This is a genomic window from Colwellia sp. 6M3 (assembly GCF_014077595.1).
Classification (GTDB): Bacteria; Pseudomonadota; Gammaproteobacteria; order Enterobacterales; family Alteromonadaceae; genus Cognaticolwellia.
The window spans coordinates 12,572-33,593 of sequence record NZ_JACGWF010000033.1; the positions used below are offsets into that span (position 1 = coordinate 12,572).

Consider the following 21,022-nt stretch of genomic DNA (forward strand, 5'->3'; position numbering starts at 1 on the left):
ACTTAATTCAATGGCAAAAAGCTAGATAAGCCATAAGTGTTGGCAAACACCTAAAACTTATTATGATAAAAAATTGCCGACATTATAAAGCAATGCGGGGCAAAGTCACCCGACATTCCTTCAATAATATGAGTTATATAATGAATTAAACTTTAGTATCGCTTTTACGATTAAAAGCGTAATGATTTTTGCCTGCTGCTTTAACGTCATACATTAATGAATCTGCAACTTTTAACAATTCGTTATCAGAGTCACCATCGTCTGGATACATTGCAATACCAATACTACAGCCAATATATGCGTTTACTTCAGGTAATTGAATCGGTTGTTGGATAATCTTCAATACTTTGTCTGCAACATACCCTGCTTCGTTTTGATTATGCAGCCCAGTCAGTAGTAATACAAACTCATCACCGCCAAAACGCACAACGGTATCAGACTCGCGTACACAGCCTTTTAAACGATTCGCTATCTCAATTAATAATTCATCGCCAATATCGTGTCCGTAAGTATCATTGATATCTTTAAAGCCATCTAGATCGATAAACAATACGGCAACCAATAACTTTTGCCGTTGATGAAAAGTAATGGCTTTATTTAGCCTATCTTTTAATAACACACGATTAGCAAGGCCAGTGAGATCATCATGCGTAGCCATGTATTCCATTTTTTGCTCTAATTTTTTTCTATTTTTGATTTCTTGATATAAACGACGATTCCACACCATAATAACAATAATAATGATAAAAATTAGAGCGCCCACTTGTAGGGCCACACGCAATACAACATTTTTATCTAGGCCGGTTTCAATATTAATATCAAACCATTTTTCGTAAACCTGTTGACTATCAAGATCTGAAAGGCTTAAAACAGCCTTATTTAATATACTGGCTAATACAGGAAGCGACTGGTTAACTGCTAGATGGTTGCCATTTTTATCAACTTCTTCAAGTATAGACATAGACAAACTCACTAAACTTTCTCTTTTAAGCAGTTCAGTCCCTGACGATAAGCTGTCAATAAAGCCGTCAACAATACCCTTTTGAATCGCTAATAATCCCTCTTCATTGTCATCAACCAACCTTAATGCAATCAGTGGGAATTTTTTCCTAATAATAGAAATTAAATAGTACCCTTTGGCAATAGCTAAGGTTTTGCCGTTAAAGTCTTCTAAGCTCAACTGTGTACCAAGCTCACGTGGATGCAAAATAACCCACGGCATACTCCAATACGAATCAGTAAATAACACTTGTTCTTTACGTTCTTGGGTGGCGACCACACTACCGATAACATCAACTTCTCCGGCAACAAGCGCCTGATAAAGCTCATTAAAATTCTCATGAACAACATAATCTATTTTTAAATTAAGCCGCTTAGTTAGTAGGTCAAATAGGTCTGGGTTTATACCTTTAACTTCATCAAATTTATCAATAAACTCGACAGGAATCCAATTTCTTGTGATACCAAATTTAACGACATTATTATTTTTTACCCACAAAGCTTCTTGCTCAGATAATGCTAAAATTGATAATTGACGATTAAAGTAACCGGAAGATTCATCTAAGTGCCATTTTTTTTCTAAAATGACTAAATCTTGCAAAGGCAAGTTCTCAAAACCTTCCAATATGAGTTCGCTTAATTTAAGGTCAATTTTATTTAAAGTAGCATTAACATCACGCTTGAAAACATAACCATAAAACTTTAAAAAAATAGACTGTAACTTATATTCAATTAAATAATTCTCAACTATGTCAACTTGCCCTGCTATAACATCAAGCTCACCCTTTTCTGCCGCAGCAAACATTGACTGATAATCGTCAAAAATAATTACTGAGCTATTTGAAACTTTATCCTGAATATTTTTAACAAAACTTGGCGTATGTATTACACCAATATTCTTATTTTCAATTTCAGATATATGGAGCACCTTATCAATATCATTCGCAAAAAATAATCCGTAGTTAATGCTATAGATAACAGGGCCTAATGTGCTGTCTGTTATACTTTTCTCATTAGTAACGCTTGTTATATGAATGTCTGCCATATTAATGTTGGTTTGATTAAATTCAGTTGAATTCCCCAATACAAACTCAATATCTAGGCCGCTATATTCTGCCCACATTTGCCATAATTCAATAAAAAATCCTTGAGCGTTACCCGCACGAGAAGTACCTGAAAATGGCATTTGGTTATTTGAATATGAAAGCGTAATAACATTCTCTGAACTATCGACAATTAACCATTTTGATTTAATAGCTGCTTTTTCTTTCGGGGAGATTTTGTCCATGCCTTGTTGAATAAACTCAAGTAATGGTTTTTGTCCCTTAGCAACGCCAGCACCATACTCACCAGTCTCATAAGAGATCCTTGCGAAAGCTGGAAATTTCTGGCTGAGCAAAGCATAGTCTGAAAAGTTTTTTGATAACTTTTCAACGCCCGCCATAATCAGTATTTCACCCGTTAACGCCGCTTGGTATAAATCATTACGATTAGCAAAGGACTTTACAGTTAAATTAGGGTATTTATTTTTAAGTGAAAACTCATGACTTGAGCCGTCAACAACACCTATAGCATAGGGTTTAAGATCTAGAATGCTTTTAATTTCTGCAATCGAGCGATGAAGAAAAAGATGTCTATTTTGTCTTAATAAAACAGAAGTAAAATCAAGTAGTTCGGCTCTCGCTGGGTTTTTAGTTAGACCCGCATGAATATCGACTACCCCATTTGCCACCTGCTGAATGGTCTGTTGCCAATTAAGTGGCACAAACTCAAGCTCAACCGCTTGTTTTTCACCCCATAACCGCCACAGATCCACCATCATGCCATCAGCTTTACCCTCTTCATTAATAAAGTGAAAAGGGTAAGATGTTTTATTAATGGCAATACGATACGTTTGTTTAGTATTTTGTGCATAAACGGGTAAAGCTAACATGGCAACTATTAATGTTATGCCTATTAAACATTGTGTTAAATATCTTAAAGCCAAATTAAATTCTCATTAATGATTTTATTATTACTGCTTATCATATGGCAGTAAATATACGATTTATGGCCATGTAAAACATAATAATACATAACCTTGTTTATCGTTGAAAATATCAGGTAAAATACGCCTTTATATCACCTAACATTATTATAGTTTGAGCATCATGCAAGTATCTGATACCGATTTAATTTTTTCTAATAAACAAAGTAAAATCAAAGACTTTGCATTTGACGCGCAAGTCGTTGAAGTTTTTCCAGACATGATAAGCCGTTCGGTGCCTGGTTATAGTACTATTATCGATACCATAGGTCGACTAAGTCAGCGTTATGTTACCGATAACAGTCAAGTCTATGATCTTGGCTGTTCGCTAGGCGCAGCTACATTAGCTATGCGTAAGGGAATAACGGCCAAAAACTGCAAAATCATTGGCATTGACAGCTCGAGCGCCATGGTTGAACGCTGCAAAATGCATGTCAGCGCTTTTAAAGGTGAAACCCCGGTAGAAATACTAGAAGATAATATTCTTAATATTGAGATTAAAAATGCTTCTATGGTGGTACTTAATTTCACCTTACAGTTCATTGCGCCAGAACAACGCCAGTTATTGCTAAATAAAATAGCACAAGGACTTAACCCCGGTGGTTTACTGCTGTTATCTGAAAAAATTGCGCATACAGACAATGTTTGCAACGAGTTACTTATTGATTTACACCATGACTTTAAGCGTGCCAATGGTTACAGCGAGTTAGAAATTGCCCAAAAACGCACGGCTCTTGAAAATGTTATGCTCACTGATAATTTAGATACACACTTAAAACGTTTGAAAGACGCCGGATTTAACCACAGTTCCCCTTGGTTTCAATGTTTTAACTTCTTTTCTTTAATCGCGATAAAATAAACCAATGATTTCATTTAATAGTTTTTATCAAAAAATAGCTAGCAATCGATTAAGCCATTGGCTCAATACTTTACCTGCTCAACTCACAAATTGGCGTGAGCAACATTTACATGGTGAATTTGCTCAATGGCAAAAAACCATAACAGCTCTCCCCAAAACATCACCGTCTTCTATCAATATCAGTACCACAGTACAAGCAGGTGAGCGCGCTGATATAAATGACGGCGAATATAAACGTCTTGAAAATTTACTGAAAAAATTGAAACCATGGCGCAAAGGTCCTTACCATATACATGGCCTGCACATTGATACTGAATGGCGTTCCGACTTTAAATGGGATCGCTTAGCACCGCATATTAGTGATTTGCGTAATCGTTATGTGTTAGATATTGGCTGTGGCAGTGGTTATCATTTGTGGCGTATGAGAGGAGCAGGTGCAGAATTTGTTGTTGGTATTGACCCAACACAACTGTTTTTATCGCAATTTCAAGCTATTCAGCACTTTGTTCAGGATGATAACGTTAACCTATTACCCTTAGGTGTTGAACAGTTGCCTGAACTGAACGCTTTTGACACCGTCTTTGCTATGGGTGTTTTGTATCACCGTCGCTCACCCATTGATTTTATTTACCAGCTTAAAGCACAATTAGTCAAAGGTGGTGAGCTAGTACTAGAAACTTTAGTTGTTGATGGTGATGAAAATACCGTATTAGTGCCTGGTGAACGCTATGCAAAAATGCGAAATGTTTGGTTTTTGCCCAGTTGTGATGCAATGTGTGCATGGCTTGAACGTTGTGGTTTCACAAACATTCGTGTTGTTAATATTGATATTACCGCACTTGATGAACAACGAAAAACCGACTGGATAGATACCGAGTCATTGCAAGATTTTCTTGATCCAAATGATAATAGTAAAACTATTGAAGGCTACCCAGCACCTAAACGTGCAATATTTATTGCTAATAAATAGCGAAAAAATTTGTCGCTACCGCTAACCTTTATCACTTTCACCTCCCTGTAAAATTTTTAAATAATGAACAGGGAGAAGAAAGTGTTCCTGCAAACGTCAGTAAATATTTCTCAACCCCTTTTTATCTTCTCCGATACTACTTACTTCATTAAATTCCCCCTAAGAAGATTAAAAGTTGGCTATAACTCTTGGCAAACATTCAACAAGGTTTAAGTTAATCGATTTGGTATTACCTTCCTTTAAAGAATAATATACTATTTGTATCGCAGTTTAATTCACTTTGAATAGAGGTATCATGGAAAATCCTTGGTTAGAACGACGGTTAGAGCGAGTAGCGAAAAGACATCAAGACCATCGCAGCCCATTCCAACGTGACCGAGCACGTATTCTTCATTCTGCAGCCTTTCGACGCTTACAATCAAAAACTCAAGTTATGGGCAGTGGTCAAAGTGATTTTCATCGCACTCGGCTTACCCACTCTTTAGAAGCAGCTCAAATTGGCAGTGGTATTATTGCCCAAATTCGCAGTAAATATCCAAAGCAAAGCGCAGAACTTATTCCTAATGACGATAGCTTAATTGAGTCTTTATGTTTAGCCCATGATATCGGTCACCCTCCATTTGGTCATGGCGGAGAAGTTGCCCTACATTATATGATGCGAGATCATGGTGGTTTTGAAGGCAATGGACAAACTTTTCGAATTGTTGCGCATTTAGAGCCCTTTAGTGAACATTTTGGCATGAACTTAACGCGCAGAACATTATTAGGTTTAATAAAGTACCCGCAAACACTGGGTCATTTACAGCAAGATATTCCCCAAGCATTACCGGCATCTTTTCGTCAATTAGAAGCTTCAAAATGGCATCCGCCAAAAGGTTTATACCTTGATGATATCGAGATGATTAACTGGGTATTATCACCATTATGTCAGCATGATAAAGCACTTTTCCAGCAGTTTAAAACGAAGAGTAACAACCACAGTAAAACGATATATAAATCTTTAGACTGCTCTATGATGGAGCTTGCTGATGATATCGCCTATGGCATTCATGACTTAGAAGATGCCATTGTTACCGGTGTTGTGAATCAGCAAGATTTTGAAAAAAATGTCATTCAAAAATTAAGCAAAATTGACGATGAATGGCTGCATGATTACAGTAAAAGTTTAGCGGACAACTTATTTAGCAGTCAACGCTTTATACAAAAAGAAGCCATTGGTGGTTTAGTTAATTATTTAATAACGGCGATTGAATTAGTCGATATTAATGAAACCAAAGGCTGTGACTTTCAAGAACCGTTATTACGCTTTAATGCCGTGCACCCTTTGATTGCTGCCCAAACGCTTCAAATTTTCAAAGACTTTGTTTATCAGTTTGTCATTAAGCAAACCTCTATTCAGCAATTAGAATATCGTGGTCAACAAATCGTTATGGAGCTGTTTGAAGCCCTATCTTCTGATCCAGAGCGTTTACTGCCTAAAAGTACGGTATTGCGTTGGCAAAAAGCCAAAGAAAACAATCAAAATCAGCACCGAGTGATCGCTGACTATGTCGCGGGGATGACCGATGAATATGCCACTAGGCTTTATCAGACTTTATTTTTACCCATCGGACAAACCGGTTTCGGCAAACACGACTATTAATTTAACAAAGAAAAATTGCTGTCGGTGCCGACATTATTTCAATCAATAGAGACTTTATCTAACTATGGTTAATATGCTAGATATTTATTGTGGCGAAAACGCCTTAAAAACAATTAAAGAACACGGTTTTAAACAAGAACTTTTTACTACCATGCTTGGTGCTAGCGGCGGGCCTAAATGGTTTAGCTTATTTGGTTTAGATAAATACCTTTTTGGTGAGTATTTTAAAGATCGTCGTGAAGAATTAAACTTAGTAGGCTCTTCCGCTGGGGCTTTTCGCTTTGCAGCGTTGAGCCAACAAGATCCCGTTAGTGCGATAACGCGACTAGCAACTTTATATTCAGAAACGACTTACTCTGCTAAAGCGAATAAAAGTGAAATTACTGCCAAGGCTAAAACATTACTTGAAGCGGTTTTAGGTGCTAATGGCAGTAATGAAATTATCAACAACCCAATCTTTAAGGCACACTTTATTGTCGCAAAGTGTCGTGGTTTAACGACTTTAGAACAAAAGGTACCCTTACTTTTAGGCTTAATGTCTAGCATGGCAATGAACCAAGTCAACCGAGGCTTATTAGCTAAACAGTATCAACGTTATGTTTATCATCACCCCAAAAGCCAATTAACCATTAGCGATAGTTTTAATTTTAATACTCAACACCAAGCATTAACTAATGACAACTTAACTGATAGCTTACTGGCATCAGGCTCTATACCTTTAATTATGGAGGGTATAAAAGATATTATTGGCTCACCAAGAGGCATGTATCGAGATGGTGGGATTATTGATTATCATTTTGATGTAGATATTAAACCAGCAAAGGGGCTGACGCTTTATCCACATTTTTCACCAACCCCTAAAGCTGGGTGGTTTGATAAAAACTTAGCACGTAAGGTGAATAGCCAATATTACACAAATACGGTCATGCTAGTACCTTCTCAAGAGTTTATTGCTCGCTTACCTTATGCAAAAATACCCGACCGTGATGATTTCACCAATTTAGATGCTGCAACAAGAATAAAATATTGGCAAACCGTGTTATCCGAGTCAGCCTATTTGGCTGATGATTTTTCAAAATTAATAACATCGTCTGATGTCACAAACTTCAAAAGTATTGATTAGCAATAACTGGCGTAATGTGAGACATTTAAAGTTAGGATTGCAAATAATTTAGGGATGATATGGCAAAAGAGCATTTAGTCATTTGGGATAAAGCCACTTTTGAAGTGGGTATAGAAATCATTGACAAACAACACCAAAAATTAGTTAGTCATATGAATAAATTGGCAAACTCTGTGAATAGTCAGCAAGCAGAAAGTCAAACTTGGGCTTTATTTATCGATTTTTATGACTATATAAAGGTGCACTTTAAAACCGAAGAAGAATATTTTTATACGCTGAATAAAAATGACTGTATGTTACATGAGTTACAGCATAAACATTTTATTGAAGAGTTAGACAGGATCATCCTATTAAATGAGTTTAAAGATAATGCTTGTGAACTTATTTACTCTCTCACTGACTGGCTCATTCACCACATTCAAGTAGAAGATAAAAAATACTTCCTACAAAATCAACCATAGAACCATGGTTAAAAATAAAGAATTTACTTTTATTTAAATATGGCTTGGTAGCAATGTAGAAATAACATCACTATATTTTTTGATAAATGGCACAAGCCGCACCCGCAGGATCTTTAATAACTGCATATTTATCACTGCCCATTGATTTTATTTCTGTTACTAAACTACCGCCCTTAGCTTCAACAGCTTTAATAGAAGCTTCGATATCAGCAACTAAAAAATAAGGTAACCAAGCCGGTGGTAAGTCTTTATTGACCCCTTGCGCATGACAAATACCAGCAACAGCGCCACTTTTGATAGGCTCAAGCATGACATAATCATCATAATCCCCCATAGCAACACTTTCACTTTTCCAGCCGACAACATCTTCATAAAACGACTTTACTTCCGTCGCATTACTGACTGATAAATCAAGCCATGCCATTGTGCCTATTTCATTATCACTCATTATTAACACTCCGTTTTTGTTTTGGGTTTCTTGGATAGTATTTATCGGGTAAGCAATTTATATGTTCAAAAAATCGGGTATCTTTGTAAGGTAGTTTCATAAAGCCTGAAATACCACTACCGGTAATGGTTGGTAGTAATTGTAAAATTTCAATTAAGCACTGCTGAAATTCGACTTCTTTATCATGATTAAGCAACATTAAATAACTGTGAATTTTCAAATGCCGAGGTAGTACTTCAAAAATAATACAGCCGGTATGATGAATTTGATTTAAGCGCGCTAATACAGTCATAATTTCTTCGGGTAAATATAAGTATTCGTCTGGATCTACCCCGTCTTCAAAATATGAATGTAATCGCGTGATATCATCAATAACAGCAACATCACTAACATCATAATTAATGGCTTGGTTTGGCTTAGCTTGAAAGGGGTCTTCTTCTGTAGTTCGTTCAATATGTAAAGTATTTCTAGCATTGAATAAACAGCTTTTAAATACCCCTACCCTAAATATCCCTTGTGCAAGACGCACCATATTATTAACTGCGCTTTGAAAAGAGGTTTTTAAACTCGGATCAAAAAGCGATAGATTTGAGTCAATATGTACCCCATTTTTTTCCCAATGAACGGCTAAACCACCGACTACGGGAAAATTAGCTAAACGACTTACTGCGGCAATAAAAGCTTTTTCGGCATCACCCATTCCCATTAGATAGTTTTTATAATACTTTTCTAATTGCACATCATCTATTTCACTCAACTCATCGAGATCAGAAGATTCACGCAAAAAAGATTTACGAGAGCCATAAACCACAGTATCCATATCTTTATGGAAACCTTTACACCAAACCGGTACTAAGGGATTAATTTCAACAGGCAAAGGGGGTTTGGCCATAACGGTGTTTTTTAATAACGGCAAATGTTTAAAAAAGTAATCCCCTGCTTTATTGCGAGTTCGCCTATCTTTACTTAACATGCCTGTGAGTATTTGTGCTAGTAACTTAGGTAAGCCTAGCGATGATGGCGTGATCACTGCACTGCCATAACGGCACGACTGACCAGAAGCTAGCGCATATAAGGTTGCCGCAAGGCCTTGCTCGTCAAAGCGAGGAGATGACATTTCGCCACTAATTTGCTCATCGCCAATAAAATAAACATCACCTAAGCGGGCATTACTGTTTTGTAAATCGCTGCTCATTAAATCCATTATATTATTGGCGGTTGATTGACCATTAATATCAAGTTGGGCAGGTACAGCAGATCCCCAATCAACGAGGTAAACTTTCTCAGTTTGAGGATCAAAAACCACATTGGAGGGTTTTATATCGCCATGTACGTAGGGACGGCCTAATTCATGTTCGTTGATATCGCGTAAATAAATTAGAATTTGAGCCAGCTGTATCGCAATGTTAACCACAAGCTCACTTGGCAATGGCCCTTTTTGATAAGAAAGTTGCTCTAGATCTATGCCAGGAGCCCGCTCCATATGAACAATGGATTGACGTTTTATTTTGTAATAACCAATAATTTTTGGAATGCGTTCATGAGAAAGCTGGCGCTGAATATCAGCTTCTTCTGCTAAGCGATCTTGTACATGTTGTGGTAAGTTAATTCGAGAAAACTTAAATACTTGTGACTGGCCCTGCTCGTCTTCACCGCCAAAAACAAAGCCGTATGCTCCTTTACCAATCAAAGCGATATTTTGATAGCCCAATAGCGTTAATTGCTGACGACAGAGCTCAACCCATTGTTTTAACTTGGTTGCATCTTCGTGATTTAGTAAATAAATCGACTGATCTTCAGCAATATAAAAATGCTGTAGTTTTTTTTCCGCCACTAAACGTCCTTCATTACAAATATCGGGATGAATAAATCATCGAAGTTGTACTTTATTTCTTTCACTTATCTTAGCCTATTTAAAAAAACCGATAAAGTTCGAGTTGTTACCTTTAGCTGAAGATATCTTTTTTATGTCTTTGCAAAAGCTCTGTCATAAATACGCCACAAAAGTTTGCTAACCTTTATGGGTTAACATTTGCTCCCTCGTTGCATTTGTTAACTTATTTAGCGCAGTACTTTCACCCTAATTCAATTTTATCTCATTGAGTTAGGGTTTTTATTATCTGGCACCTTAACTAGTCTTGATAAGTTTTGGCACATTCAATAGCCCAATATGTGACTAAAATGAACTGCACATAAAAAAGCCTGCATGATGCAGGCTTTCAAATTTCATATATCTCGTAAAAACTAAGACATATGTACTAGCATGTTGCTTGGCTCTTCAAGGAATGACTTCCACAAGTTACAAAAACGAGCAATAGTGCCGCCGTCTATTGTACGGTGATCGCCAGACCAACTGACTTGCATAATTGAACGTGCTTCCACTTCACCTTTGTCATTAAAGCGAGGTAGTTTTTGTAACTTACCTAACGCAACAATAGCAGACTCAGGCTTATTGATAATTGGTGTTGCCACCGTACCACCAATAGCACCGATATTTGAGATAGTGATTGTTCCGCCTTTCAAATCAGCCGCAGGCACTCGTCCTGAACGCGCATCATTGGTTAAACGGGTAATATCTGCAGCTAAATCTAAAATAGATTTTGTTTGTACTTGTTTAACATTAGGTACTAACAAGCCTACTTTTGAGTCAACTGCCATACCAATATTGTGATCGTCAAAATAGGTTAACTCAGTACAATCTTCATTAACTTGCGAATTCACTAATGGGAATTGCTTTAATGCTAATGACATAGCTTTCATAAAGAATGGCATCATAGTTAATTTGATATCTTGTTTGGCATAAAATTCTTTTAAGTCACCACGCAATTTGATCAAATTAGTCATATCGATTTCTTCACAATAAGTAAAGTGAGGAATAGTCGATACAGAATTAACCATCGCTTTTGCCATTACCGCTTTTATACCGCGTATAGGTTCAACACGTGTAACGCCAGCAACATTAGCGACAGGTGCAGCGTTAGTGTTCGCAGATGCTACAGGCGCTTGATTAAAGGCGACAACATCGTCTTTATATACTCGACCTTTTTTACCACTGCCCGGTACTTGGTGGATATTAACATTTAACTCACGAGCAACACGGCGAACCGCAGGACTAGCTAGGGCTTTTGCATTAACTACTTTTGTTGATACCGTTTGAGCTGCGACAACAGTTGCTTTAGTCTCAACCTGAGCAGTAGCGGCTTTTGGTGCTTCTGTTACAACAGACGCAGCAGCAACAGGTGCTTGTCCAGTTGCGGCAATTTCAATGGCAAATAATGGCGCATGTACTTTGGCAATTTCACCTTTAGCGTAATAAAGTTTAACCACTTTACCTTTATGCATTGCCGGAATTTGTACCAAAGCTTTATCAGTCATTACGTCAGCTATTGGTTGATCTTCTTCAATCAAATCACCTTCAGCGACTAACCATTCAACCAACTCACATTCAACAATACCTTCACCAATATCAGGTAAAATAAAGTCTTCAACTTGTGTTCCTGTAACGGCAGCAGCTGGTACAGCAGGAATTTCAGCAGTGGCTTCAGCAACTATCGGCTCAGCAACACTTTCGCTTTGTGCGCTGCCTTCTGGTGTCATTGCAAATAAAGGTTGATGTACTTTCGCTATTTCACCTTTTGCGTAGTAAAGCTTGTCTACTACTCCAGAATGCATAGCTGGAATTTGAACTAAGGCTTTATCTGTCATCACATCAGCCACGGGCTGATCTTCTGCAATTACATCGCCTTCTGCTACTAGCCATTCAACCAGTTCACATTCAACGATACCTTCGCCAATATCTGGCAATATAAAATCAATGCTCATGCTAATAAATCCTAGTAAGTCATACTGTTTTTGATTGCTTCATAGATCTTTAAATGATCAGCAGCGTATTCTTTCTCAAGTGCTAATGGATAAGGTGTATCCATGCCACAAACTCGTGCAATTGGCGCTTCTAAGTTTAAGAAACATTCTTGTTGAATAGTGGCAGCAATTTCACTAGCAAAACCAGCAGTTAATGGTGCTTCTTGGCTAACGACAAAGCGACCTGTTTTTGTCACAGAGTTTGCTACTGTTTCAATATCCCAAGGTAAAATTGTTCGTAAATCAATAATTTCACATGAAATACCATCAGCAGCAGCTAATGCAGCAGCTTTTTCAACGATCTCAACTTGTGCACCCCAGGCTAATAATGTGATATCAGTTCCTTGTTGTACAACTTCTGCTTTACCTAAAGGTAATTCGTAATCTTCTTCTGGCACTTCGCCAACAGATGCACGGTATAAACGTTTTGGCTCAAAAAATATTACCGGATTATCATCGCGAATTGACGCTAATAACAAACCTTTGGCTTGATAAGGGTTACGCGGCACAACCACTTTTAAACCAGGTGTATGAGCAAAATAAGCTTCAGGCGATTGGCTATGATACAAACCACCAGCAATACCACCACCGTATGGTGTACGAATAGTTAATTTACCAACATTGAATTCATTACCACTGCGGTAACGAAATTTTGCTGACTCATTTACAATTTGATCAAAGGCTGGAAAAATATAATCAGCAAATTGAATTTCAGCAATAGCGGTACTGCCTTGTGCGGCTAGGCCATTAGCAAAACCAATAACTCCCTGCTCAACTAAAGGCGTATTAAAACAACGGCTTTTGCCAAATTTCTCTTGTAAACCACTGGTTGCTCGAAACACACCACCAAAGTGACCTACATCTTCACCAAAACAAACCGCACGATCATTTTCTGTCATGACGGTATCAAGCGCGTTATTAATCGCTTGTAATAAATTCATTTGCGCCATTACTTAATTCTCCCTGCAGTAAACGGGTAAGCTTTAGGGTGTTTTTTGATATGACTTTTAAGTTCATCAAATTGGCTTTGTAATAAAGGTGGTACTTTGTCATAAACATCCGTAATTAAATCTTCTACAGGCGGTTTATCAATTTTTTCAGCAACTTTAACCGCCGCTAATACTTCATCACGTAACTTTTCAAATAGCGCAGTTTCTTGTGCTTCGTCCCACCAACCTTGAGCTAGCATCCAGTTTTTCATACGAAGAATAGGATCATGCTCTTGCCACTTAGCTTCTTCTTCACGTGTTCTATAACCTGAAGGGTCGTCCGACGTAGAATGCGCACCTAAACGATAAGACATGGCTTCAATTAATACCGGCTTACCTTCTTTTATGGCATATTCACGGGATAATTGAACAGCGGCAATAACCGCTAAAATATCATTTCCATCAATACGTAAGGTTTTCATACCGTAACCAACACCACGAGAAGCAATACCATTACCGACATATTGTTCATCTGATGGTGTTGAAATAGCGTAGCCATTGTTACGACAGAAAAATATAACAGGAGCTTGATGTACAGCTGCCATGTTTAAACCGGCATGAAAATCACCTTCAGAGGCGGCGCCTTCACCGAAATAACAAATAGTTACGGCGTCTAAACCTTGCAACTTTTGGCCATAAGCATAACCAGCAGCTTGTGGTATTTGCGTACCTAATGGTGATGAAATCGTCATATAGTTCAATGCATTACTACCGTAATGAATTGGCATTTGACGACCTTTACCTAAATCTTTTTCATTACTGAACATTTGATTCATAAAGTTTTCAAGGCTAAAACCTCGAAACATTAATGCTCCTTGTTCACGATACTGCGCCATGATCATATCTTGATCTTTCAGGCCTGCAGCACCACCAACACTAGCGGCTTCTTCACCGAGTGCCGCCATATAAAAACTGATACGACCTTGGCGTTGTGCTGCTACCATTCGCTCATCTAAAACACGGTGAAAAGCGAGCGTTTTATAAGTTTTAGTGGCAAGTGCTTGATCAATTTTAGGCATAGCAGCATTTTCATATATGCTGCCATCTTGTTTCAATATTTTAAGGATTGGAATTTCAACTGAATGACCATCAATAAAAGCGGGTTCATGTACGACCGGGCTTTCGCTATATATGTCAGTGTTCATAGCCTTCTCTTTTTTTATTAACCTTGGGTGCAAGGTGATATTACCTATTTCAACTTTGCTTTAATTATTGAAAGTATAGAAGCTTTCAGCGCAAGATGAATATTAATATCATTGTTATGAATTGTTGGTTGTAATAATCGCAAGCACTTTACCTTTACGTAAACTGAAAAACAAGTTTAGTGATAAAAGTGAGTATATAAATTTAACAGGCAGCGAGCATAAATCTTTACAGTTATACCCTTAGCCATTATACCAAAATGGCTAATATGTTGATCAACTTACAATAAGGCTTTGGACAAAAAGGAAAAGTTCAAAATATAACCTGAGTAATTGTGCACCTAAGCCCTTATAGGCTTAGGCTATTTGTCCATACATAACCCAAGCACCAATTCGATTTAGCCGAGAGTTGTTGGCGTTACTGTTAATAAAGCGCGTTGCCCTATCGCAACATTGGCATTAGGAAATATAATAGCTTCACCCGCTTGCTGGGTTTTAATTTCCTTACCTCCGTCAATGGCAAGTACATGCCCTTGTGGAAAGTCAGTAAAGTTTTCAACATCATCAGCAAAAGTTAATGAAAAGTCTTCATGATGACGATCAATTATTTGTGATATTTCATAGAGGTTAAAGTCACTGGCTTGATAAGGCGTTAATTCAAGGTCTTGGCCTGAAACAAATTTTGTTAGTGTTTCACGCACTTGTACAAATTGGCTCATATCGTTCTCACCAAATGGGCGTACTTTGCCTAATTCAACCGTAAAAGCATCAGCGCCAAACTCATTCGAGGAAAAGTAACTAAAGGTTGTGGTAGGTGAATGCGACAATAATACAGTGCTAACACCACAAGCATGAAGAAATTGTAACTGACTAGTTTTACGCGGCGCGCCATGTAAGAAAGGATAAACGGCAAACTTATCACATTTTGAACCACGAATAGCGGTATGAAGGTCATAATGACTTCTAGCGCGTTCACCGCCATTAGCACAAGGTAATGCTTTACCGGCTTCGAAAAAGTTTCTGACGGTATTTTCTAATAACAATGCACGGTGACGTTCTTTATTAATTAATCCCGCACCTTGCCCTTGGTCTTGCGAATGACCACCAGAAAATAAACGATTCATATTTTCTTCAACAAAGCGCTCAGCAATATTCATTGATGCCGGATTACCAAAAATAAATAAAACACGCTCTGCTAATGGTAATTCACCGCGGATCAATTGGCCGATAATATCGCTACAAATCTCAATAGGCGCTGTTTCATTACCGTGCACCGCACTTGATAAAACAATATCATGATTACTAGCACGGTCAATGGGTTCAAAAGTAATTAACCCCGTTTCTAATACGGTTACTAAACTGCTAGTTTTTGATGCTTGATGTGTTACTTCAAAACTAAAACCACCACCGGGTAAGGACCACTCATTGGCACGCGTCATTGATAAGAAATCACCACTTTTTTGTAATGTTGATACGAAGACTCTGGCTGAACTTGAAAAATCACTCACGCGGTTTCACCTATTGTATTTTAAAATGTTTAAATCGAACTTGTATGAATAGCACAATATAACTTATGTAATACTCATTAATTATTGCGACACATTATACAAGATTTAACCGTTGACGTCCTTAAATGCTATGTTAGTCAGTTTTATGAATGATTATTCATTTATGCTTAAATAGCTTTTATCTAACTTATAAAAATCAAACTGGAACATGCTTTTATTTATTAGTTTGTCGATTATAAATAACGAAATGAATCTAACCCCTTAGTATCAATATCAGTTTCTAAACCCGAGACAATATCAGCTAATAACTTTCCGGATCCGCAAGCCATTGTCCAACCTAACGTGCCATGTCCTGTATTCGTATATAAATTAGATATTTTTGTTTTACCGATAATAGGCGTACCGTCTGGTGTCATTGGGCGAAGTCCAGTCCAAAATTCAGCTTTACTGATATCACCAGCTTTAGGAAATAAGTCTTGTACAACCATAGCAATAGTTGCTTTTCTTTTTGCCGATAAATCTAAGTTAAAGCCTGCGAGTTCAGCAGTACCCGCGACTCTAATACGATCATTAAAACGTGTAAGTGCAACCTTGTAACTTTCATCCATGACCGTTGACACAGGTGCAAAATCATCATTAACCAAAGGAAGCGTAAGTGAATAACCTTTCACTGGATATACAGGTAAGTCAATATCCACCTTCTTTAGAAGCTGTGCTGAATAACTACCTAAGGCAACAACGAAAGCATCAGCCGTCATTTTACCCATAGAGGTATTAGCTGCGATAATTTTATCGTCCTGCTGAACCAATTCATTCACGTGCACACTAAATTTAAATTGAACACCAACTTTTAGAGCCATGTCTGTTAATTGCTGACAGAATTTATAACAATCACCTGTTTCATCATCAGGTAAATGTAAACCAGCAACTATTTTATTTTTTACTAACGCTAACCCCGGTTCTTTTTCAGCGCATTCTTCAACATTGAGTAACTTAAAGCCTATATTACTCGCTGATAATAATTGCATATCTTTTTCAATGGCGTCGACTTGTGACTGATTTCTAAAAACTTGTAATGTGCCTTGCTGACGTCCTTCATACTTAATGTCATAATTGTCTCGTAAATCGCTCAAACATTGTCGGCTATAATTTGAAATATTTAGCATTCTTCTTTTGTTAACTTGATAGTTTTTTTCACTGCAATTTTTTAACAGTGCCATCGTCCAGTGATACAACTCTGGTGAAGTGCTAGGTTTGATAATAAGTGGCGAATGTTTTTGAGTTAACCACTTCATCGCTTTTAGCGGCACGCCAGGCGCAGCCCAAGGCGAGGAATAGCCATAAGATATTTGTCCCGCGTTGGCAAAACTGGTTTCTTCTCCACTTTGCGCTTGTCTATCAATAACCGTTACTTGATGGCCAGCTTGAGCTAAATACCATGCTGATGTTAATCCAACCACGCCAGATCCTAAAACCAAAACCTTCATGAAAACAACGCCATTTTATGCAAAAATATAACATTACAATGCAAAAAAATTATGTCTTTATCAAACGATATTTATTAACATCTGTGTTTAGAAATTCTAAAGGCATTAATAAAGATGGCATTGAAAGGCAATATATTTTCCGGCTTAGTAACCTTTGAGGTTGCTGCGCGGCTAGGTAGTTTTACTAAAACAGCTAATCAATTACACATCACTACCGGTGCAATCAGCCAACAGATTAATTTATTAGAAAGTCAACTTTCTCTTAAGTTATTTTTCAGGCATTCCAGAGGCATTAGCTTGACAGCCGATGGCAAGAAACTCTATCAAGTTGTTCAGCACAATTTTGCCGATATCGAAAAAGTTATTGATGAGTTACGACAAGGACAATCTCCTGACGGTGAGATAAAATTAAAACTAACCCCCTCTTTCGCCTACAAATGGTTAATCCCTCGCCTTAAGAAATTTTACAACCTGTACCCAAACATTAGTATTCAAACTTATGCGGAAGGAGCTTTAGTTGATCACCAAGATAGTAATTTTGATTTAACCATAGATTACGGACAATCACCTTACCATAATCAACACGCCCAGCTATTGCTAAACGAGCAACTTATTCCTGTGATGAGTCCAAGTTATTTTCAGCGTTTCGATTGGCAAAATAACTCGACAGAAAATCAACAGCAGATATGGCAATCAGTCACTTTATTACACGATGCTATGCCGTGGAAAAACGCCAAAAAACATGAGGAATGGCAGTATTGGTTTGAAAAAATGGCAATAAAAACACAGAGTAATCAAGGGCACTTTTTCAACCGTACTGACATGGCAATGGCTGCCGCTGAGGCTGGGTTAGGTATAGCACTTGCAAGATATGCTTTAGTGGAGGAAGACTTTAAACAAGCCCGGCTCACCTCACCATTTCACCCCATAAATGCTAATGCCGGTTATTACATTATTCAACATCGCTCATCTTCCGTGATTGAATGCTTTAAAGCTTGGTTGTTAACACAAAATTAGTATGTACGTGAAGCTGTCTATGACAACATGAATGTATTGATAAAAGCGTTCTCACATAAAGCACTCTACAGCAGTTTTAATTAAAATTTACCGTTTTCAGTTACATTCATCATCTGAATAACTAATGACCTTATTGGCAATTTCATATGAAAAACCTTTAGTGATCAAGTGCCTTAATGCTTTTTGTTTCAGCTTTAGATCCTCAATCGGTTCGACACCAAATTTTCTTACTTTTAATATAAGTGCTTTATCAAAATAGTCTTCGTCTGTTGTTTCAATTGCACTTACACACTCATTAATCACCACGAAAGAAAAACCTTTTGTATAAAGTTTTTCTTTAATTTTATTCGCACCAATATTTTTTTCCGATAAGCTCGCGGTTAATCGCTTTGCATATCGTAGATCATTAATAATATCTCGCTCAATAAGATATTCCAACGCAGGCTCGTTGAACTGTTTATCGTCTTTAAACAATAGGTTGGCTTTTTGTAGCATAGTTTTAGCTGAATAGTCACCATAGCGCTCAATCATCCACTGCATATATGATTTTACCCGCTCATAAGAAATAACTTGTGGCTTGGTACTTTGCTTTTTTTTATAAATCATAATGTAAGACCCTAACGCTAAATAATTGTTAACTTTTGAAAAACAGCACCTTATATAGAGTTCACCAATATCAATAAGGTAGGCACTAAGCAGGTTTATTAAAACAAAAAAAGGTGCCAACAAGCACCTTATCTTCGATCATTTCAACAATATTTTATAAACTTAAACTATAAACCTGCAGCAACAAATGCCGCACTCACAAGCTTTTGTGCATCACTTATGATCAGCTGTAAATGTGCGTCATCAATAAAGCTTTCTGCGTATATTTTATATATATCTTCTGTACCAGAAGGACGTGCTGCAAACCAACCGTTTTCTGTACAGACTTTAATACCACCAATAGCCGCATTGTTACCAGGAGCGTGCGATAGTACTTGGGTGATTTTTTCACCTGCGAGCATGTCTGTAGTAATAGCTTCAGATGTCAGCGAAGTTAGTACCTGCTTTTGCTGTAAATTAGCAACAGCTTCAACACGTCCGTAACACGGTTCGCCTAATTGCTCAGCTAAAACTTGATATAGCTGATAAGGGTCTTTACCCGTTACAGCTAGCATTTCAGCGGCTAATAAGGCCATGACAAAGCCGTCTTTATCGGTTGTCCAACAACTGCCATCTTTTGCTAAAAATGTTGCACCGGCACTTTCTTCACCACCAAAGGCATAACTTGAGTTGTGTAAGCCATCAACAAACCATTTAAAGCCAACGGGCACTTCAGAAAGCGGTCGTTCAATGAGCTTAGCCACACGATCAATTAATGAACTTGAAACCAGCGTTTTACCTATTTTACAGGTTTTAGACCAATTTCTGTGGGTCATTAAATAGTGGATTGATACCGCTAAATAATGATTTGGGTTCATTAAACCGCCTGTTTTAGTCACAATACCATGACGGTCAAAATCAGGATCGTTACCGACAGCAACATCAAACTTATCTTTTAGAGCAATTAAACCCGACATAGCATAAGGCGATGAACAATCCATGCGTATTTTGCCATCTTTATCTAACGGCATAAAAGCAAAGCTAGCATCAACAACTGGGTTAACTACTGCTAGATTTAGACCATATTTCTTTGCAATTACTGGCCAGTAATGAATACCTGAACCACCTAATGGGTCAACACCGATATGAACACCTGCTTTAGTAATCGCTTCCATATCAACAACCTGACTTAACTGATCGACGTAAAAGTTGATAAAGTCTTCACGATTTAACAAAGAAGATTGTAGTGCTTGGGTATAATCAAGGCGTTTAACATCAACCAATTTATGACTAATAATTTCGTTCGCACGTTGCTCGATAACTTTCGTTATTTCGCCTTCTGCAGGACCACCATGAGGTGGGTTATATTTAATACCGCCATCAGTTGGAGGGTTGTGCGATGGCGTTATGATCAAGCCATCAGCCTGAGAAGTGTGAGTTTTATTATGAACAATTATAAGACGAGAAATAACAGGCGTTGGCGTAAAGCCGTCATCACTTTGAATAACTACAGGAACATTATTTGCAATCAATACTGAAATTGCAGAAGCAAATGCAGGCTCAGATAAGGCGTGAGTATCTTTACCCAAATAAAGTGGCCCTTTAAATCCTTTTGCTTGACGATATTCAGCCACCGCCTGACAAATAGCTTCAATATGCTGTTCATTGAAGCTTAACTTACTGGCGTTACCTCGATGTCCAGAAGTACCAAAGGTCACTTTTTGCTCAGCAATAGTTACATTGGGCTTAAGTAAAAAATAATCACTTACTAAACGACCAATATTAATGCGATCTTCTGGTCTTACAGGTTTTCCTGCATGCTGATGAACTGTCATTTCAACTCCTTGTATTCATATTAAAGTTTGCTTTAAGCCTGCTACTCAATTGTCGCTGATATAATCTAAG

Annotated in this window: 16 protein-coding genes; 6 read left to right on the forward strand and 10 right to left on the reverse strand. The window is 37.6% G+C overall.

All coding sequences use genetic code 11. The annotated features are described in order from the left end of the window. Window positions 1-145 precede the first annotated feature (145 nt). Window positions 146-2,986, reverse strand: coding sequence for a transporter substrate-binding domain-containing protein (locus H4J50_RS09165; protein ID WP_182255875.1), 2,841 nt, complete (start codon window positions 2,984-2,986; stop codon window positions 146-148). 163 nt (window positions 2,987-3,149) lie between these two features. On the opposite strand from H4J50_RS09165, the gene cmoA reads away from it, so the two are divergent. From cmoA to H4J50_RS09190, 5 genes are all read left to right on the forward strand, one after another. After that, window positions 3,150-3,884 (forward strand): carboxy-S-adenosyl-L-methionine synthase CmoA, encoded by a 735-nt coding sequence (cmoA, locus tag H4J50_RS09170; RefSeq protein ID WP_108456799.1) that lies wholly within the window; start codon window positions 3,150-3,152, stop codon window positions 3,882-3,884. A gap of 4 nt (window positions 3,885-3,888) precedes the next feature. Then, window positions 3,889-4,854, forward strand: a complete 966-nt coding sequence (gene cmoB / locus H4J50_RS09175) for a tRNA 5-methoxyuridine(34)/uridine 5-oxyacetic acid(34) synthase CmoB (RefSeq protein ID WP_182255877.1) — start codon at window positions 3,889-3,891, stop codon at window positions 4,852-4,854. Between the two features lie 295 nt (window positions 4,855-5,149). Then, a complete protein-coding gene (locus H4J50_RS09180; protein WP_108456801.1) occupies window positions 5,150-6,496 on the forward strand; it encodes an anti-phage deoxyguanosine triphosphatase in 1,347 nt (448 codons plus the stop codon). Between the two features lie 73 nt (window positions 6,497-6,569). After that, window positions 6,570-7,619 (forward strand): patatin-like phospholipase family protein, encoded by a 1,050-nt coding sequence (locus H4J50_RS09185; RefSeq protein WP_182255879.1) that lies wholly within the window; start codon window positions 6,570-6,572, stop codon window positions 7,617-7,619. A gap of 59 nt (window positions 7,620-7,678) precedes the next feature. Beyond that, window positions 7,679-8,080: a bacteriohemerythrin gene (locus H4J50_RS09190; RefSeq protein ID WP_108456804.1), complete on the forward strand. Its 402-nt coding sequence runs from the start codon at window positions 7,679-7,681 to the stop codon at window positions 8,078-8,080. 70 nt (window positions 8,081-8,150) lie between these two features. On the opposite strand, the gene H4J50_RS09195 is transcribed toward H4J50_RS09190, so the two are convergent. The 7 genes from H4J50_RS09195 to H4J50_RS09225 form a co-directional block, all read right to left on the reverse strand. Beyond that, window positions 8,151-8,528, reverse strand: coding sequence for a VOC family protein (locus H4J50_RS09195; RefSeq protein ID WP_182255881.1), 378 nt, complete (start codon window positions 8,526-8,528; stop codon window positions 8,151-8,153). Then, entirely contained in the window at window positions 8,521-10,362 is a 1,842-nt protein-coding gene (locus H4J50_RS09200; RefSeq protein ID WP_182255883.1) for a protein kinase domain-containing protein, read from the reverse strand. Before H4J50_RS09200 ends, H4J50_RS09195 begins: the two co-directional genes overlap by 8 nt. A gap of 410 nt (window positions 10,363-10,772) precedes the next feature. Then, complete coding sequence (locus H4J50_RS09205; protein ID WP_182255885.1) at window positions 10,773-12,350, reverse strand: dihydrolipoyllysine-residue acetyltransferase; 1,578 nt, start codon at window positions 12,348-12,350, stop codon at window positions 10,773-10,775. 11 nt (window positions 12,351-12,361) lie between these two features. After that, on the reverse strand, window positions 12,362-13,339 hold the full coding sequence (locus H4J50_RS09210; RefSeq protein ID WP_108456807.1) for an alpha-ketoacid dehydrogenase subunit beta: 978 nt from the start codon (window positions 13,337-13,339) through the stop codon (window positions 12,362-12,364). Continuing rightward, complete coding sequence (locus tag H4J50_RS09215; RefSeq protein ID WP_108456808.1) at window positions 13,339-14,523, reverse strand: thiamine pyrophosphate-dependent dehydrogenase E1 component subunit alpha; 1,185 nt, start codon at window positions 14,521-14,523, stop codon at window positions 13,339-13,341. Before H4J50_RS09215 ends, H4J50_RS09210 begins: the two co-directional genes overlap by 1 nt. A gap of 395 nt (window positions 14,524-14,918) precedes the next feature. After that, window positions 14,919-16,028: a succinylglutamate desuccinylase gene (astE, locus tag H4J50_RS09220; protein ID WP_310733260.1), complete on the reverse strand. Its 1,110-nt coding sequence runs from the start codon at window positions 16,026-16,028 to the stop codon at window positions 14,919-14,921. A 233-nt stretch (window positions 16,029-16,261) separates the two neighbouring features. After that, a complete protein-coding gene (locus H4J50_RS09225) occupies window positions 16,262-17,515 on the reverse strand; it encodes a D-amino acid dehydrogenase (protein ID WP_182255887.1) in 1,254 nt (417 codons plus the stop codon). A 114-nt stretch (window positions 17,516-17,629) separates the two neighbouring features. On the opposite strand from H4J50_RS09225, the gene H4J50_RS09230 reads away from it, so the two are divergent. Next, on the forward strand, window positions 17,630-18,532 hold the full coding sequence (locus H4J50_RS09230; RefSeq protein WP_182255889.1) for a LysR substrate-binding domain-containing protein: 903 nt from the start codon (window positions 17,630-17,632) through the stop codon (window positions 18,530-18,532). A gap of 96 nt (window positions 18,533-18,628) precedes the next feature. Here H4J50_RS09230 and H4J50_RS09235 read toward each other — a convergent pair whose 3' ends face one another. Further along, window positions 18,629-19,138: a regulatory protein RecX gene (locus H4J50_RS09235; protein ID WP_220466147.1), complete on the reverse strand. Its 510-nt coding sequence runs from the start codon at window positions 19,136-19,138 to the stop codon at window positions 18,629-18,631. Window positions 19,139-19,305: 167 nt separating this feature from the next. Continuing rightward, window positions 19,306-20,952 carry a phosphoglucomutase (alpha-D-glucose-1,6-bisphosphate-dependent) gene (gene pgm / locus H4J50_RS09240; RefSeq protein ID WP_182255891.1) on the reverse strand — a complete coding sequence of 549 codons (1,647 nt, stop codon included), beginning with the start codon at window positions 20,950-20,952 and terminating at the stop codon, window positions 19,306-19,308. Window positions 20,953-21,022 lie beyond the last annotated feature (70 nt).

Excerpts from the sequence above, each read along its gene's own strand:
- cmoA (WP_108456799.1), top strand. The coding sequence starts at position 3,150 with ATGCAAGTATCTGATACCGATTTAATTTTTTCTAATAAACAAAGTAAA.
- cmoB (WP_182255877.1), top strand. The coding sequence starts at position 3,889 with ATGATTTCATTTAATAGTTTTTATCAAAAAATAGCTAGCAATCGATTA.
- H4J50_RS09180 (WP_108456801.1), top strand. The coding sequence starts at position 5,150 with ATGGAAAATCCTTGGTTAGAACGACGGTTAGAGCGAGTAGCGAAAAGA.
- H4J50_RS09185 (WP_182255879.1), top strand. The coding sequence starts at position 6,570 with ATGCTAGATATTTATTGTGGCGAAAACGCCTTAAAAACAATTAAAGAA.
- H4J50_RS09190 (WP_108456804.1), top strand. The coding sequence starts at position 7,679 with ATGGCAAAAGAGCATTTAGTCATTTGGGATAAAGCCACTTTTGAAGTG.
- H4J50_RS09195 (WP_182255881.1), bottom strand. The coding sequence starts at position 8,528 with ATGAGTGATAATGAAATAGGCACAATGGCATGGCTTGATTTATCAGTC.
- H4J50_RS09205 (WP_182255885.1), bottom strand. The coding sequence starts at position 12,350 with ATGAGCATTGATTTTATATTGCCAGATATTGGCGAAGGTATCGTTGAA.
- H4J50_RS09210 (WP_108456807.1), bottom strand. The coding sequence starts at position 13,339 with ATGGCGCAAATGAATTTATTACAAGCGATTAATAACGCGCTTGATACC.
- H4J50_RS09215 (WP_108456808.1), bottom strand. The coding sequence starts at position 14,523 with ATGAACACTGACATATATAGCGAAAGCCCGGTCGTACATGAACCCGCT.
- H4J50_RS09225 (WP_182255887.1), bottom strand. The coding sequence starts at position 17,515 with ATGAAGGTTTTGGTTTTAGGATCTGGCGTGGTTGGATTAACATCAGCA.
- H4J50_RS09230 (WP_182255889.1), top strand. The coding sequence starts at position 17,630 with ATGGCATTGAAAGGCAATATATTTTCCGGCTTAGTAACCTTTGAGGTT.
- H4J50_RS09235 (WP_220466147.1), bottom strand. The coding sequence starts at position 19,138 with ATGATTTATAAAAAAAAGCAAAGTACCAAGCCACAAGTTATTTCTTAT.
- pgm (WP_182255891.1), bottom strand. The coding sequence starts at position 20,952 with ATGACAGTTCATCAGCATGCAGGAAAACCTGTAAGACCAGAAGATCGC.